Below are 15,213 nucleotides of genomic sequence, written 5' to 3' on the forward strand. Positions count from 1 at the left end.
AGTCTGTCTTGAAAAAGCGTATTCTAACGCCATCTCGACTACAATCCTAATGAGATTGTGTGGTAAAGACAAAAAAGACGTCTCAGGCCAGGGTTAACCGTTGATTAATTGACCATTTCGTTTAGTTATTGGGTTGACTCGCTTAACAGGCAAGGCGGAATACGCGAAATACTTTTAATCTTCGCATTGAACAGAATGATTGGTTAAGCCGTAGAAAGGGACGAGATAGCACGGTTGTTAAAGATAGTGGAGCAAGATTCCTCTGGATAAAGTGTTTTCACAGCTAACAGAGGGTTTGCGCAGTAGATGACTGGAACCTGACAACAGATTGGTAGTCTTATTGCGTAACAGCGGGGAACGTTCGGGTGGTTTTTAAGCGTTAATAAAACACAGTCTGAACCGTTAGATTAGGCGTGCCGGAACTGCCCGGAGCGCGTTGCAGAGAAGCGTATTAGGTAGCAAGCGTCTATAAAGTGTAGTAGGCTTGGATATCGCGTTTTTGAGACACTCACCGGTAGTTTTAGGGACCGGATGATATTTACAGAGGTTGGTAGCATTGAGCGACATGGCAAAAAACTTAATCTTGTGGTTGGTGATCGCAGTAGTTTTAATGGCGGTTTTCCAAAGTTTTTCACCCAGCGAATCTAGCCGGGCACAAACTGACTACACCACATTTCTAAAGGAAGTAAAACAAGGCACCATTCGTGAGGTCCGCATCAGCAGTGACAATAACGAAATCCGTGGTGTGAAGCGTTCAGGTGAAACCTTCAAGACTTACATCCCGTATTTTGACGACCAATTGATTTCAGATTTGGTGAAACAGGATGTTCGTGTGCTGGGCGAGCCGCCTGAACAGCCGTCAATTCTGACGTCAATTTTCATTTCGTGGTTCCCGATGCTGCTGCTTATCGCAGTGTGGATTTTCTTCATGCGACAAATGCAAGGCGGTGGTGGCCGTGGTGCGATGTCATTTGGGAAGAGCAAAGCGCGTTTACTCAGTGAAGACCAAATCAAAACGACTTTTGCCGACGTTGCCGGTTGCGACGAAGCTAAAGAAGATGTGTCTGAGCTGGTAGATTTCCTGCGCGACCCATCCAAGTTCCAGAAGCTGGGCGGTAAAATACCTAAAGGCGTACTGATGGTGGGCCCTCCTGGTACCGGTAAAACCCTGCTGGCAAAAGCGATTGCCGGTGAAGCGAAAGTACCGTTTTTTACTATATCAGGTTCTGATTTCGTTGAAATGTTCGTTGGTGTTGGTGCGTCACGGGTTCGCGACATGTTTGAACAGGCACGCAAAGCGGCACCCTGCATTATTTTTATCGACGAAATCGATGCCGTTGGTCGTCAGCGTGGTGCCGGTTTAGGTGGTGGTCACGACGAGCGTGAGCAAACCCTCAACCAAATGCTGGTGGAAATGGACGGCTTTGAAGGTCATGAAGGTATCATTGTCATCGCGGCGACGAACCGTCCGGATGTGCTTGACCCGGCGCTGTTACGTCCTGGTCGCTTTGACCGTCAGGTTGTGGTGGGTTTACCGGATATTCGCGGTCGTGAACAGATCCTTAAAGTACACGTACGTAAGGTACCGGTTGCTGACGACGTTGAACCATCGGTAATTGCCCGTGGAACACCAGGCTTCTCTGGTGCCGATCTGGCCAACCTGGTAAATGAAGCCGCATTGTTTGCTGCCCGGGCGAACCGTCGAATGGTATCGATGGAAGAGTTTGAGAAAGCTAAAGATAAAATTATGATGGGCTCTGAGCGTAAGTCTATGGTGATGTCTGAAGAAGAGAAAACCATGACTGCTTATCACGAGGCGGGCCACGCAATTGTGGGGCGCTTGGTACCAGAGCACGATCCGGTATATAAAGTGTCAATCATTCCACGCGGTCGCGCGTTAGGCGTCACTATGTATCTGCCAGAGCAGGATCGGGTAAGCCATACCAAACAACACCTGGAAAGTATGATTTCCAGCTTATTTGGCGGACGTCTTGCTGAGCAAATTATATATGGTTCTGAAAAAGTCACCACTGGTGCGTCCAATGATATTGAACGTGCCACGGACATTGCCCGTAAGATGGTGACCCAATGGGGACTGTCAGACAAGATGGGGCCTATGCTGTACGCCGAGGAAGAAGGCGAGGTGTTCCTGGGCAAGTCCATGTCAAAGGCATCAAACATGTCTGATGATACTGCCCGAGCCATTGATGCTGAGATTAAGTCAGTCATCGATCGCAACTATGACCGTGCCCAGCAGATCCTTGAAGAAAACATCGATATTCTGCACTCAATGAAAGACGCACTGATGAAGTACGAAACCATTGATGCAAAGCAGATTGATGACCTGATGTTGCGTCGCGACGTGCGGCCACCAGCCGGTTGGGATGATCGTCCATCAAGTGGCGATAAGCCTAGTGGTGGCACACCCAGCAAAGAAGGTGAAATTACCGATGATGGCGTTGATAAACCGTCAGTAGGTAAACCTGGAGACCTGCCAGGCTAAGCCCAGGCCAATTAATTAAAAGCGCCGGTAATCCCGGCGCTTTTTTGTATTTACTGTGACCTATTATCCGTTATGCAAATCAGATCGATAACCTTATCTAGCTCTCAACCCCAGGTCATGGGGATCCTTAACGTTACGCCGGATTCGTTTTCCGATGGCGGGCGACACAATACTCTGCAAGCTGCGCTTGAGCAGGCCAGGGCGATGGAAGCGGCCGGCGCGACTATTATTGATATCGGCGGGGAGTCAACCCGACCCGGTGCGCCACCTGTCAGCCTTGAGGAAGAGCTCGAACGGGTAGTGCCCGTAGTGGCGGCCTTGCGGGCACAATCTGATATCGTGATCTCCATTGACACCAGCAAAGCGTCAGTCATGCGCGAAGCGCTGGCAGCAGGGGGCGATATTATTAACGACGTTCGGGCGCTACAGGAAGCCGGCTGTCGAGAAGTGGTGGCCGAGTTTGGCGTACCGGTGTGTCTGATGCATATGCGGGGGCAGCCGAGAACCATGCAGGCCAATCCCCATTATGAGGATTTGTTGAGTGATGTTGAAACCTTTTTCACGCAGCAAATAGCGGCCTGTGAAGCCGCTGGTATTAGTCGCAACAAAATCCTGCTTGACCCGGGGTTTGGCTTCGGTAAGACTCTTGAACATAACTATCAGTTATTAAATGAGCTTGAGCGATTTCACCGGTTTAATATGCCGTTACTGGTGGGCATGTCGCGCAAATCCATGATAGGGAATTTAACCGGTCAGCCCGTAGATAAAAGGCTGGCAGGTAGTTTAGCTGTGGCAGCCATTGCGGCGCTGAAAGGCGCACAAATAATAAGAGTGCACGACGTCGAGGAAACTGCTGATGTTGTGAAAGTTGCCAGCTATATCAATACATTATAATTAGGAAATAGTTTATGGGCGCTAGAAAATATTTTGGTACTGATGGTATCCGCGGCAAAGTGGGTGAAAGTGCCATTAACCCGGAATTTGTTATTAAACTGGGCTGGGCGGCAGGCAAGGTGTTGGCCGGCCAAGGTACAAATAAGGTTCTGATAGGTAAAGACACCCGGATATCCGGTTACATGCTGGAATCTGCACTGGAGGCAGGCCTCTCTGCTGCGGGTATCAACAGTGGTTTATTGGGGCCAATGCCGACGCCGGCAATTGCCTACCTGACTAAAACCTTTCGTTCTGAGGCCGGGATAGTCATTAGTGCTTCGCATAATCCTTATTACGATAACGGTATCAAATTTTTCTCTTCCGATGGGTTTAAGCTCGATGACGATATCGAAATAGCCATTGAAGAAATGATGGACAAACCGATGACGTGTGTTGCCTCAAACAAACTGGGTAAAGCTAGTCGTATCAACGATGCGGCGGGGCGGTACATTGAATACTGTAAAGGCACGTTTCCATCCGAGTTATCCTTACAGGGGCTAAAAGTGGTTGTCGACTGTGCACACGGTGCCACGTACCACATAGCGCCGAATGTGCTGGCTGAACTGGGGGCAGAGGTGATAGAGTTGGGGACCAATCCCAACGGGCTCAACATTAATGAAGGGGTCGGTGCTACCAGCATGCGTGCTACGGTCGAAGCCGTGCTGGAACACAACGCTGATCTGGGCTTTGCGTTGGACGGCGATGGTGACCGCATTATGATGGTGGATCATCTGGGTAATGTGATTGATGGCGATCAGGTGTTATTTATTATTGCTCGTGATGCACTGAAAGGTGGCAGACTCAATGGTGGCGGTGTAGTGGGTACCCTGATGAGTAATCTGGGCCTTGAGATAGCGTTGAATAAGCTGGGTGTTCCCTTTGAACGTTCAAAGGTGGGTGACCGTTATGTGATGGAATTACTGCAGCAGAAAAACTGGACTATCGGTGGCGAAAACTCAGGGCACGTACTTAACCTCAACCTGGCATCTACCGGAGACGGGATTATAGCCGGCCTGCAGGTTGTTTCAGCCATGCTGCGCGCCAATATGACATTGCACGATTTAGCCAGTGGTTTTGACAAATTCCCGCAAACCCTGGTCAACGTCCGTTTTGAAAACCCTGATAGCGATCCATTAAACAGTGATGAGGTGCTGACCGCAAAAGCAGAAGCAGAAAACGCACTGGGTAAACAGGGCCGGGTTTTGCTGCGTAAGAGTGGTACTGAACCGTTAATTCGGGTTATGGTTGAGTCGGATGATGAACTGGCTTCTACGACCTGGGCGGAGAAAATCGCCGACGCTGTTCGTAATGTGTCCAGTTAGTCTGTTTTAGCTCAATATTTTACGGTTTTTTACTTGTATAATCGTAAGGGAATAGTTAATATCACGCCCGCTTTGACGCCGGGATGAAGTCAAACACAGTTGGAAAACGATAGATGAGAAAGCCAATCGTAGCTGGAAACTGGAAAATGAACGGCAGCCGTTCATTGGTGAAAGAATTTTCAACACTAATGGATGGTGTTGATAGCGCCGCGGTACAGGTAATTGTTTGCCCACCGGCTTGTTATCTCGGAGAATTTTCCGGGTCTGATTTTGCGATAGGCGGTCAGACACTGAGTGAGCTGGATAATGGTGCTCATACTGGTGATATATCCGCACAAATGCTTGTTGAGCTTGGTTGCGATTATGTCATTGTCGGTCACTCTGAACGACGTGATGATCATGGCGAGTCGAGTGAACTGGTTGCCCAAAAAGCGGCGAAGGCGATTGCGAGTGGTCTGACACCCATTATTTGTATCGGTGAGTCCCTGGCAACCCGCCAAGCAGGTAAGTTAGAAAGCTTTTTGGCGGCCCAACTTGATGCACTGACAAACCTTATGAGTGCAGAGCAGTTAAGTAAAGCAGTAATTGCCTATGAGCCTATTTGGGCTATTGGCACAGGTGTTACGGCAACACCTGAACAGGCACAGGAAGTTCATGCGTTTATACGCAGCCATTTGGCTAACTTCAGTGATGACCTGGCTTCGACGATGCAAATCCTTTATGGTGGCAGCGTTAAAGCATCGAATGCGAAAGAATTATTTGCTCAGCCGGATATCGACGGTGGTTTAATAGGCGGAGCAAGTCTGAAAGTAGAAGAATTTAGACAAGTTTGCCAGGCGGCAGGCTAGCGAGGATAGAAAATGGTTTATCAAGTGCTTTTGGTTGCATACCTGGTTGTAGCACTGCTGTTAATTGGCTTTGTGCTGATTCAACAGGGTAAAGGTGCCGACATGGGCGCTTCATTTGGTGCTGGCGGTTCCAATACCGTATTCGGCTCCAGTGGTTCAGGTAATTTTATGACCCGTGCCACGGGTATCTTGGCGACAGCATTCTTTGTTATCAGTTTGTTATTAGGTAATATTACCGCCCGTCAGGAAAAAGCCCCTGATGAGTGGGAGAATCTGGAAGTACCGGCATCTCAGCAGGCTGCACCGTCTGATAGCGACGTACCGGCCGTACCGGTTGAAGATAATACTGGTAATACGCCTGACTAAGGGCATATAGAAACGATTTTGCGGAAGTGGTGGAATTGGTAGACACGCCATCTTGAGGGGGTGGTGGCTTAGGCCGTGCGGGTTCAAGTCCCGCTTTCCGCACCAAACAAAAAAACCGCCGATATGGCGGTTTTTTTATGCCTGAAAAGTACTGAGATAAGCGATGAAGCTAATGAATTACTATCTTCAGTTACTGCTTACATTGCTGCTACCGCCGCTTTCGGTCTATTTAAGTTGCCGGATAGCAGGCAGTAAACCTGATCCTCACTCTGTTAGGCTTTGTAGCGGAGGTGGTTCATCCGCGCTACACTGTGGTTGTGTCACATCAGGGCTAAGCCGAATTACTATGAGCCCGGCATACGAAGCGTGTCAGGGTAACCAGCAGAACTATCAGGATCAGCACTAACATCAGGCCTGCCATAAGCAAGCCGTAGGTATTTCGCTGTAATGGTGAGAGTAGCAAAAATAGCTGTGTTATTAAGGGGATACCACTCATCAGATAGATCACCAGCTTCAGCATGTTCATAGCGTTCTCCGGTTACGCCAGTTCGCTCATTTCATCACGATAAGTTTCAGCCAGCGCTTTTTTCTGCTTCTCGTTTAATATACGACCGGCGATTTGGAAAAATTCTTGCTCTTCGTCATCGAGATGATGTTCAACCTGTTCTTTGAGTTGTTTAAGATAACGTAACCATGCGGGTGATCTAAATTCTGTACCATCGAGTTTTTCCACTAATTCATCAATCTCGTGGTGTTCGGCAATACCGTGACGCGAGAGCTCAACAGCATTGTCATTATCCATCAGCGGTACGTAAAAGTGGCGCTCTTCGGCGGTGGCGTGACGTTCCAATTCATCCTTAAGTTCATCGAAATACTCGCGGCGAGCGGCTGTGTCGCCGTGGGTTTTTACTAATATCTTTAATAATAAACGTTGCTTTTCGTGATCCTGACGCAATGCTTCAAAAATGTTCATAAGCTGCTCCTGACTAGTTGTTGGGGAGTAATCATTGAGTGTCACCCTGCAAGTTACGGTTTACTATTCGCAGTTTGATAATTACCGTTTGCTAACATCTATTTGATAGCTGCAAAACTTATGCCTTTAGATAAGTATTGGATTTTAAAAGGGTGTTTATGTTTTTTTGGGAGTGGAGGGGGTAGGCCAAGGGTAAATTTTACCCTTGGTTATGTAATCGGGAAATGCTATTCACTGACCTCATAGCTTTCATCAAAACGCTTGCTGTCGGCCAGTATATTCAGATTCCTGGCCTGACAGCTAATCGTGATTTCGTTGGCAGAGTAGGTTTCACCATCAATCACGTAGGTTTGCTCTTCAGGGAGTTTTATATTGACCTCCTTAGCCCGTTTGTGATGAATAATTTGTGACGACTTCTTCGATTGCTCATTGCCGAATACCAACTCAGCCACGGTAAATAATGGCATGTCATCTTCAGTAGGTGTCAGCCAGGTGATATCCAGTTCACCGTCAGTCATATCCGGAAGGTTTCCGCCCTGAGCGAGTGCGGTGCTGAGAGGGGCCGCATTGGCAATGACAAATGAAGGGGTATTGAGCTCAAAGGTTTCATTATCAAGCACCACTGTTAGCTTTTGCGGACTACTGGTGTTCATTGCTTTCCATAAGCCTTCCAGATAAGCCATCTGACCACCGTTATTCTTTTCCTCACGGTCAGCATGTTCAATCATTTGAGACTCAAAGCCAATAGCAGAGACCAGTAGCATTAATTTACCATTACATTCTGCAGTATCTACCGGGGTATATTGCTGTTTACAAATTACTTCACAGGCGCGAGTGATGGGTGCAAGCTTACTACGCAGTCCATACACAATCTGGCTTAGCGCATTGGCGGTGCCGAGAGGAATGATGCCTAGCACCTTTTGGTGTTCACGGGTTACCGTGGCAACTTCTGTTACGGTTCCATCGCCGCCACAGGCAATCAAAATTTCGTTGCCAGCGGTTATTGCCTGGTGTGCCTGCCAGGTGGCATTAAGCTCTGGTGTTGTCTCGAAAATAGTGACCCTGAACTGACTGTTTAAATGGGAAAGAATTTCTTCCTTGTAAGTCGTCCATTTGCCGCCGCCCGCTACCGGATTGGCGATGAGTGCCAATTGGGTATTCAATCTTAAACGGCCGCGTTTTTTAACCGCCGAGAGGCTTTTCAACTGCCGTTTATTGAGTCTCGCCGTGGCCCGCACCGACTGAATTTTATTCATTACATCAACCACTGACAGCGCATCATTACGGGCCAGCAGGTATGCAGCCATTACCAGCACCGAGCGCCCTCGGCCCAAAGCACAGTGAACCAGAATTTTGCGGCCATCGCGGATGTGCTGATCAATCCAGTTAAGTGCCAGATGAAGCTGTTCATTGGTAGGACTGGTGTGGTCAAGTACAGGGATATTCAGATAGTCCACATCGTAGCGATAACTGGTCCAGTCGAGGCTGTCGAATTCTGCGGTGACATCAAGTATACAGTCGATGCCCTGGTTGCTGAGTTTTTCAATGTCGTTGCTAACCAGTCTTGTTCCCAGATATAACTGCTCTTCAATTTTCTGAATATTCGGCACTTTATCCGTTTTTCGCGCATAAAAGTTGTACAAACGCGCACCCAGCAGAAAAGGAATGAACAGCCAACGAACGTAAATTGGGATCCGTCCGTCCGCCCGTTTTCTGAATAATTCAGGGTAATGGGTAAGGTAAGCCACAGACACGGCAAATAGCGATGCCGCGGTCCACAGGATCACTGCATTTATCCACCAGTAGGGCACATAGGCCGCAATGACACAGAGTAAAATGCCAGCCAGCAGATAATACTTAACCATCTTCATTGGTTATTCTCTCCCTCAGTGAACCCACAATCGTAAGCGCCGTATCAATAACAGCATTTTAATTAAAACGTTAGTACCGTAGATACAAGTATTGTGCCGTACGGCTAATTTCAGTGGGGTGAAGGATTGCTTAAGTTTATCAATTTCATCGGTTTTCAGGCCAGTTGGTGGCTGCTTATCCTGTACCAGAATCAATATTGGTGGGTGGTTACAGCATTGTTGATTGCTCACCTTGCAATGGCCAGGGAGTCACTGACCGAATTCGCCGTAGTGCTGGTTACAGCAACTGCAGGCGTAATTACCGACAGCCTGCTGACAATGTTTGGTGTGTACATTTTTACCGGTTCCGGGCAATTCTTACCGATCCCTTACTGGCTGGTTTTGCTCTGGTTCGCCTTTGCCTCTACGCTCAGACACAGTCTGGCCTACCTCAGCGAACACAACTGGTTAGCTGCCTGGCTCGGCGCAGTCGGCGGTACGCTTAGCTATGTGGCCGGTATGAAGTTACAGGCAGTCACCTTTGGCCTGGAGTTTTATCCTACGGTGATTTTACTTGCCTGCATCTGGGCATGTCTTATGCCTATGATCTTTTTACTAAGCCAACGCGTTGAAGCCATAATTCAACGTAATAATGGCAGTGACACATTCCAAACCACAAAGGAGAAGTTATGACACCCTTGTCGATGGTAACGGGAGGTAACCGTGGGATCGGTTTTGCAATAGCTGAGGGCTTGCTTAAGCTGGGTCACAAGGTACTACTGGTAGCTCGGAACGAAGAAGAAGCCGAACAGGCTTGTACAGACCTCAATGGCGATGTTCACCCGATCGTGATGGACATCACGGCACAGGCGGCTATGGAAGACGCCCTAACGCGTGCTGTGGCGGTATTTGGAGATATTGATATCCTGATTAACAACGCCGGGGTTATGCACAGTGATGATCTTGAAGAGCTTACTGCAGAAGACTTACAGTCGGCTTTCGATGTGCATGTTAAAGGTCCTGCCATGCTTACTAAAGCTGTTTTGCCCGCCATGCTGGAGAACAATTTTGGTCGCATCGTTAATGTTTCAAGCGGATACGGCAGTTTTGCCGAGAAACTCGGGGGACCACCAGCTTATGCCGTGACTAAAGCCGCTCTGAATGCGCTGACAGTGAAAACGGCGGCGTCAGTGCCAGCAGGTAAAAACGTCAAAGTAAATGCTATGTGCCCGGGGTGGGTACATACCCGAATGGGCGGCTCCAGTGCGCCGCTAACGGCTGAAGAGGGCGCAGATACCGCTATCTGGCTGGCCAGTCTCGATGAAGACAGCCCGAGTGGGATGTTTTTCCGAAAGCGTAAACCAATCAGCTGGTAGCTTGGCGAACTGCCGGTGTGAATATTTTTCACACCGGCAGGCAGTTCTGGGGGATAACCGGCGGTAAGTTTGCAACGCTTGTTATGGCTGTAAATTTTATCTGATTGAAAGTTAAAGACTAATTATTATTTTTCTGAATTGGCGTTGGGCTTGCAGTTGATATCGCAATGACTTATGCAGAACGACAGGTGATAAATCATCGGCCGGTTTCGGAAGGAGAGTATTTAGTGAGTGAGTCTTTAGCGATGTCTGCGAATGCTGGCAAGCAGGAAAGTAGGGGAGTAACTCAGGATCATTACCTGCCTGCGGTGGTATCTGTCGGAGTGGTATTGTATGAGTGGAATGAGGCGGTTCGTCAGCGTGTTCAGCGCCTCGGCACCCAATTTGGCAACAGCGGCATTAAAATGCAGTTACTCACCCATTCTGATCTTGTCAGGCAGGACGACAAAACCAAACACCTTCAGGGCGTGATATTCCAGCTGCCGGCCAACGGCGATAGTCCGCTGGCAAGACGCTTTGAGTTGATTTTCCGGCAGAGTCAGCCAGCTTTACTCGCCACTTGTGACGTTGTCGCAGCGTTCACCGTTGCGCAGGATGATGATATCTCGAATATTGAACTGGCGATGCAGGTGAGCTTTGCGTCCCACGGCGCAGAGTGCCAGTGGCTGGGGCTTGATTACTCTGCGGCTGAATCCGCGGCATTCCAGCGCTGGTGTGAAGGTATCGTGATGTCGGTACGCCAGTCGGTGAATAAACCAGCGACGCTAGCCGCTTAAATGAAAATGAACTCTAATATTTAGACCCGTAATAAAAATTTCACGAATTGTACAAAGATGGTTATTCAATTCATTTTAGTATGCTTTTAATCTTAAGCACGTATAATTATCGGGAATTAAATAAAAAACTATAATAATCAATGTTAATTAGCTTTGTTTTGGTAAGTTGTTATTGCTTGCATTAATACAGGTGAAAGACGTTTATACGGTTTGTATATCGCTGTTTTAATGGATTTTACGTCTCCCTCTCCCAGTCTTCGCCCTTGTAATAAATGTTCATATGCGTATAATTAGACCACTAATTAATATCGATAATCAGTTAACGACAAAAAATACTAAGGCAATATTTTTCTATGGCGTTTGAAAGTTACATCTCACTAGCGATTTACTTTGCAGTTATGCTGGGCATTGGTTTGTTCGCATACAAGCAATCAACCAGTGACATTTCCGGCTACATTTTGGGAGGCCGTCAGGTTAGCCCTCACGTAACTGCGTTATCTGCTGGTGCATCTGATATGAGCGGATGGATGCTGATGGGATTGCCTGGTGCGATGTTTCTAACCGGTTTTGATGCTATGTACATCGCGATTGGTTTGGTTGCCGGTGCGTTGGCAAATTACTTCCTGGTTGCGCCGAAGTTGCGCGTTTACACCGAAGTGGCTGATGACTCGCTGACCATTCCTGAGTTTTTCGCGAAACGTTTTGGTCAGTCTAATGCCAGTGTGAGAATGGTGTCAGCTGGCATTATTGTAATGTTTTTTACTCTGTATACGTCGGCTGGTTTAGTGGCGGGCGGTAAGCTCTTCGAGAGCGCTTTTGGTATGGGATATCAGACTGGTCTGGTAATAACGCTGGCGGTAGTGGTGTCTTATACTCTGTTGGGCGGTTTCCTGGCAGTTAGCATGACCGACTTCGTGCAGGGCTGCATTATGTTTGTAGCCCTGGTTTTAGTGCCCATTGTGGCCTTTACTGAATTTGACAGCCTGGCGCAAATGAACAGCGCGGCACTGGAATCAGTACCGTCACTGAGTGAATCGTGGCAGCAACTTACGTTACTCGGTCTGGTGTCCAGTCTGGCCTGGGGGTTAGGGTATTTCGGACAGCCGCATATTATTGTGCGCTTTATGGCGATTCGTTCAGTGAAAGCCATTGCAACAGCACGCAATATTGGCATGTCATGGATGTTAGTCACCATTATCGGTGCACTGGGTACAGGCTTTGTTGGTATTGCTTATGCTAATCAATTTGGCTTACAGGTAGCCGATGCAGAGACAATTTTTATTATTTTCTCTGACATCCTGTTTCACCCACTGATCAGCGGATTTTTGATGGCGGCGATTCTGGCGGCAATTATGAGTACCATCTCTTCGCAGCTGTTAGTTTCCGCCAGCTCGCTGACGGAAGACATTTATCGCGTGGTGAGTAAAAAGGAAGCCACGCAAGAACAAACTGTAGCCATAGGCCGTTATGGTGTGGCAGGTGTCGCGCTGGTAGCGCTGTTGCTGGCGTGGGATTCGTCGAACAGCATTTTATCGCTGGTGAGTAATGCCTGGGCCGGTTTCGGTGCAGCGTTTGGTCCATTGGTGCTGTTTTGTTTATACAAGAAAAATTTAACGCATAAAGCCGCGCTGGCAGGCATATTGAGCGGTGCTATTACGGTATTGTTCTGGATCTATGCGCCGGTACTTGAAGGCGGTGCCACACTAAGTAGCGTGGTTTATGAGATTGTCCCTGGTTTTATCATTAGTTCACTGACTATCTGGGGTGTGATTATCTTCAGTGAAGAGCCGCACGAGGACGTGCAGGCGAAATTTACCGAAACAAATAAAGTTTTAGCAGAATTATCTTAAGGTGATAGGAAATATGAATCGTTCAAATTGGAAACGCATTGTCATTAAGGTTGGGAGTGCACTGATTGCACCTAACCGTCAGGGATGTAGTAGTCATTATCTTTTGAGTATTGCGCAATTTGTCGTCCGTTGCCGGATGCAGGGTATCCAGGTTGTGCTGGTTTCCTCAGGCTCGGTGGCTGCAGGAGCGCACTTATTCCCGGAAGAAACTAAAAAGAATATTGCCATTAAAAAAGCCATGGCCGCCGCTGGTCAGACCGAAATGATGGCAACCTGGGATAAACTGTTCGACTTTCCGTCGGCGCAGGTGTTACTGACTCATGCCGACTTACGTGACCGTGAGCGTTATGTAAGTATTCGTGAAACGCTGGACAGTTTGCTTGATCACGGTGTGTTACCTATCGTTAACGAAAACGACACGGTGACCACCGATAAACTTAAAGTGGGTGATAACGATAACCTTTCAGCGATGGTCGCCGCAGCAGCCGATGCTGATGCGCTGATTATCTGTTCTGATGTGGATGGATTGTACGATAAAAACCCGCATAAACACGACGATGCGAAACTGTTATCCTGGGTAGATAAAATTGATGAAAGTATCTATGCCATGGCGGGCGGTGCCGCTGAAGATGGTGTTGGTACCGGTGGCATGCGCACCAAAGTGGAAGCCGCTGAAAAAGCGGTTTCTCATGGTATTGATACCTTTATCATTAACGGCTTTACCGAGTTGTCGTTTAATTTGATGCTCGAAGGGCAAAACCCTGGTACGCACTTCCAGGCGCATGAGAAGCCAATGAAAGAAAACGTGCACTGGATGACCCACACCTCGAATGCGCAGGGTGAGGTCGTGATTAAAGAAGCCTTTAGCGACGATTTAGATGAAGGTGTTGAGTCTCTCACCAGTAGTGAAATTCTTGACGTGAAAGGCGAGTTTTCGGTAGGCGATACCATTTTAGTCCGTCGTGAAGATGGCGTAAAACTGGCCAAGGCTAAATCAAATTATAGTAGCTGTCTGTTAAACTTCATTGCCAATGAAGGTAACCAGAAGTTCGCATCGGAATTCGAAGAAAAAACCGGTCCGATTATCTCAGGACAGCACATTGCAGTATTGGAGAACAAATGAGTTTAATTACACAAATTGCCAACGACACAGCTAACGCTGCAAAGACGTTAGCAATTTTAGATGAAGCAACCAAAAATAAAGTACTCGCTGCTATGGCCGCAGCCATTCGTGACAACCAGGACGAGATTGTTAAGGTCAACACGAAAGAAGTTGCCGAGGGTAAGCAAGCCGGTCTGGATGATGCCATGTTAGACCGCCTGACCCTGACGCCAGCGCGTATCGAAGATATGGCGGCAGGCATCGAAACCATTATTGAACTGGCTGATCCGGTTGGACAGGAGCGTTCGATTATGGAGCGTCCTAACGGTCTGCAAATTAACAAAATGCGTGTGCCGCTCGGCGTGGTTTGTATGATTTACGAAGCTCGTCCGAATGTTACCGCAGATGCCGGTGCATTATGTTTTAAATCAGGTAACGGCGTAATCCTGCGCGGTGGTAAAGAAGCCCTGCAAACCAGTATGGCTATTGCCGGTTTATTGCAGCAGGTACTGCGTGAGCACGATTTACCTGAAGCGTTAATCAGTGTGATCCCGGATCCGGATCGCGCCTTAATGCAGGAACTGATGGAGCAGGTCGATACCATCGACGTGATAATTCCGCGTGGTGGTGAAGGGTTGATCCGCTATGTGACTGACAACAGTAAGGTGCCGGTAATACAGCACTTTAAAGGCGTATGCCACCTGTATGTGGACAAAGAAGCCGATCTGGACATGGCGTTGTCGCTACTTATCAATGGTAAAACCCAGCGTACTGGTGTGTGTAACGCATTGGAAGGTCTGGTAGTGCATCAGGCGATTGCCGGTGATTTTCTGCCACGGGTAAATAAAATGTGTCAGGAGAAAGGGGTTACGGTTCACGCCAACGATGCTGCGGCTAAATATTTCGATAGTGTCGATATAATTGGTGATGATCAGTTTGGCGAAGAGTACCTTGGCCTGGAGATTGCTGTCCGGGTAGTTAAAGACTACGACGAAGCAATGTCGCATATTCACAAATTTGGTAGTCACCATACCGAAGTGATTTGTACTCAGAATATGGATACGGCGAAGCACTTCCAGCGTGCCGTGGATGCCTCAGCGGTAATGATTAATGCGTCGTCACGCTTTAATGATGGCAGCCAGCTTGGCCTTGGCGCAGAGATCGGCATCGCCACCACAAAACTGCATGCCTATGGACCTATGGGGCTGGAGTCGCTGACTACTGAGAAATACGTGGTTACCGGCACCGGACAAATCCGCGAATAATATCGACGGGTAACCGATGGTCGGCGTGGTAAGGTTGAGTTTTTTACTA

The 15,213-nt window shown here is 48.1% G+C and carries 14 protein-coding genes and 1 tRNA gene; 12 read left to right on the plus strand and 3 right to left on the minus strand.

What is annotated here, in order from left to right:
* Positions 1 to 556: 556 nt before the first annotated feature.
* The 6 genes from ftsH to AC2T0J_RS17590 all read left to right on the plus strand — a co-directional run bounded on the left by ftsH (position 557) and on the right by AC2T0J_RS17590 (position 6,077).
* Entirely contained in the window at positions 557 to 2,503 is a 1,947-nt protein-coding gene (gene ftsH / locus AC2T0J_RS17565) for an ATP-dependent zinc metalloprotease FtsH (RefSeq protein WP_489807056.1), read from the plus strand.
* A gap of 72 nt (positions 2,504 to 2,575) precedes the next feature.
* The gene (gene folP / locus AC2T0J_RS17570; RefSeq protein ID WP_489807057.1) at positions 2,576 to 3,397 is read left to right on the plus strand and encodes a dihydropteroate synthase; all 822 of its coding nucleotides are present in this window, start codon (positions 2,576 to 2,578) and stop codon (positions 3,395 to 3,397) included.
* A gap of 14 nt (positions 3,398 to 3,411) precedes the next feature.
* Complete coding sequence (glmM, locus tag AC2T0J_RS17575) at positions 3,412 to 4,758, plus strand: phosphoglucosamine mutase (protein WP_489807058.1); 1,347 nt, start codon at positions 3,412 to 3,414, stop codon at positions 4,756 to 4,758.
* 113 nt (positions 4,759 to 4,871) lie between these two features.
* A complete protein-coding gene (gene tpiA / locus AC2T0J_RS17580; RefSeq protein WP_489807059.1) occupies positions 4,872 to 5,606 on the plus strand; it encodes a triose-phosphate isomerase in 735 nt (244 codons plus the stop codon).
* A 12-nt stretch (positions 5,607 to 5,618) separates the two neighbouring features.
* On the plus strand, positions 5,619 to 5,972 hold the full coding sequence (secG, locus tag AC2T0J_RS17585) for a preprotein translocase subunit SecG (protein ID WP_489807060.1): 354 nt from the start codon (positions 5,619 to 5,621) through the stop codon (positions 5,970 to 5,972).
* 20 nt (positions 5,973 to 5,992) lie between these two features.
* Positions 5,993 to 6,077 (plus strand) — tRNA-Leu (locus AC2T0J_RS17590).
* Between the two features lie 226 nt (positions 6,078 to 6,303).
* On the opposite strand, the gene AC2T0J_RS17595 is transcribed toward AC2T0J_RS17590, so the two are convergent.
* From AC2T0J_RS17595 to AC2T0J_RS17605, 3 genes are all read right to left on the minus strand, one after another.
* Positions 6,304 to 6,498 carry a hypothetical protein gene (locus tag AC2T0J_RS17595; RefSeq protein WP_489807061.1) on the minus strand — a complete coding sequence of 65 codons (195 nt, stop codon included), beginning with the start codon at positions 6,496 to 6,498 and terminating at the stop codon, positions 6,304 to 6,306.
* Positions 6,499 to 6,510: 12 nt separating this feature from the next.
* The gene (locus AC2T0J_RS17600) at positions 6,511 to 6,945 is read right to left on the minus strand and encodes a hemerythrin domain-containing protein (RefSeq protein WP_489807062.1); all 435 of its coding nucleotides are present in this window, start codon (positions 6,943 to 6,945) and stop codon (positions 6,511 to 6,513) included.
* Between the two features lie 227 nt (positions 6,946 to 7,172).
* Positions 7,173 to 8,816 (minus strand): diacylglycerol kinase family protein, encoded by a 1,644-nt coding sequence (locus AC2T0J_RS17605; protein ID WP_489807063.1) that lies wholly within the window; start codon positions 8,814 to 8,816, stop codon positions 7,173 to 7,175.
* A gap of 126 nt (positions 8,817 to 8,942) precedes the next feature.
* Between AC2T0J_RS17605 and AC2T0J_RS17610 the strand changes: the two genes are divergently transcribed.
* The 6 genes from AC2T0J_RS17610 to AC2T0J_RS17635 all read left to right on the plus strand — a co-directional run bounded on the left by AC2T0J_RS17610 (position 8,943) and on the right by AC2T0J_RS17635 (position 15,164).
* Positions 8,943 to 9,488, plus strand: a complete 546-nt coding sequence (locus AC2T0J_RS17610; RefSeq protein WP_489807064.1) for a DUF2878 domain-containing protein — start codon at positions 8,943 to 8,945, stop codon at positions 9,486 to 9,488.
* A complete protein-coding gene (locus tag AC2T0J_RS17615) occupies positions 9,485 to 10,171 on the plus strand; it encodes an SDR family NAD(P)-dependent oxidoreductase (RefSeq protein WP_489807065.1) in 687 nt (228 codons plus the stop codon). Before AC2T0J_RS17610 ends, AC2T0J_RS17615 begins: the two co-directional genes overlap by 4 nt.
* A gap of 227 nt (positions 10,172 to 10,398) precedes the next feature.
* On the plus strand, positions 10,399 to 10,947 hold the full coding sequence (locus tag AC2T0J_RS17620) for a hypothetical protein (RefSeq protein ID WP_489807066.1): 549 nt from the start codon (positions 10,399 to 10,401) through the stop codon (positions 10,945 to 10,947).
* 353 nt (positions 10,948 to 11,300) lie between these two features.
* On the plus strand, positions 11,301 to 12,797 hold the full coding sequence (putP, locus tag AC2T0J_RS17625; protein ID WP_489807067.1) for a sodium/proline symporter PutP: 1,497 nt from the start codon (positions 11,301 to 11,303) through the stop codon (positions 12,795 to 12,797).
* Positions 12,798 to 12,810: 13 nt separating this feature from the next.
* The gene (gene proB, locus AC2T0J_RS17630) at positions 12,811 to 13,920 is read left to right on the plus strand and encodes a glutamate 5-kinase (RefSeq protein WP_489807068.1); all 1,110 of its coding nucleotides are present in this window, start codon (positions 12,811 to 12,813) and stop codon (positions 13,918 to 13,920) included.
* Entirely contained in the window at positions 13,917 to 15,164 is a 1,248-nt protein-coding gene (locus AC2T0J_RS17635; RefSeq protein ID WP_489807069.1) for a glutamate-5-semialdehyde dehydrogenase, read from the plus strand. Before proB ends, AC2T0J_RS17635 begins: the two co-directional genes overlap by 4 nt.
* Positions 15,165 to 15,213: the final 49 nt, after the last annotated feature.

This window comes from Alteromonas sp. ISO5 (genome assembly GCF_058105165.1).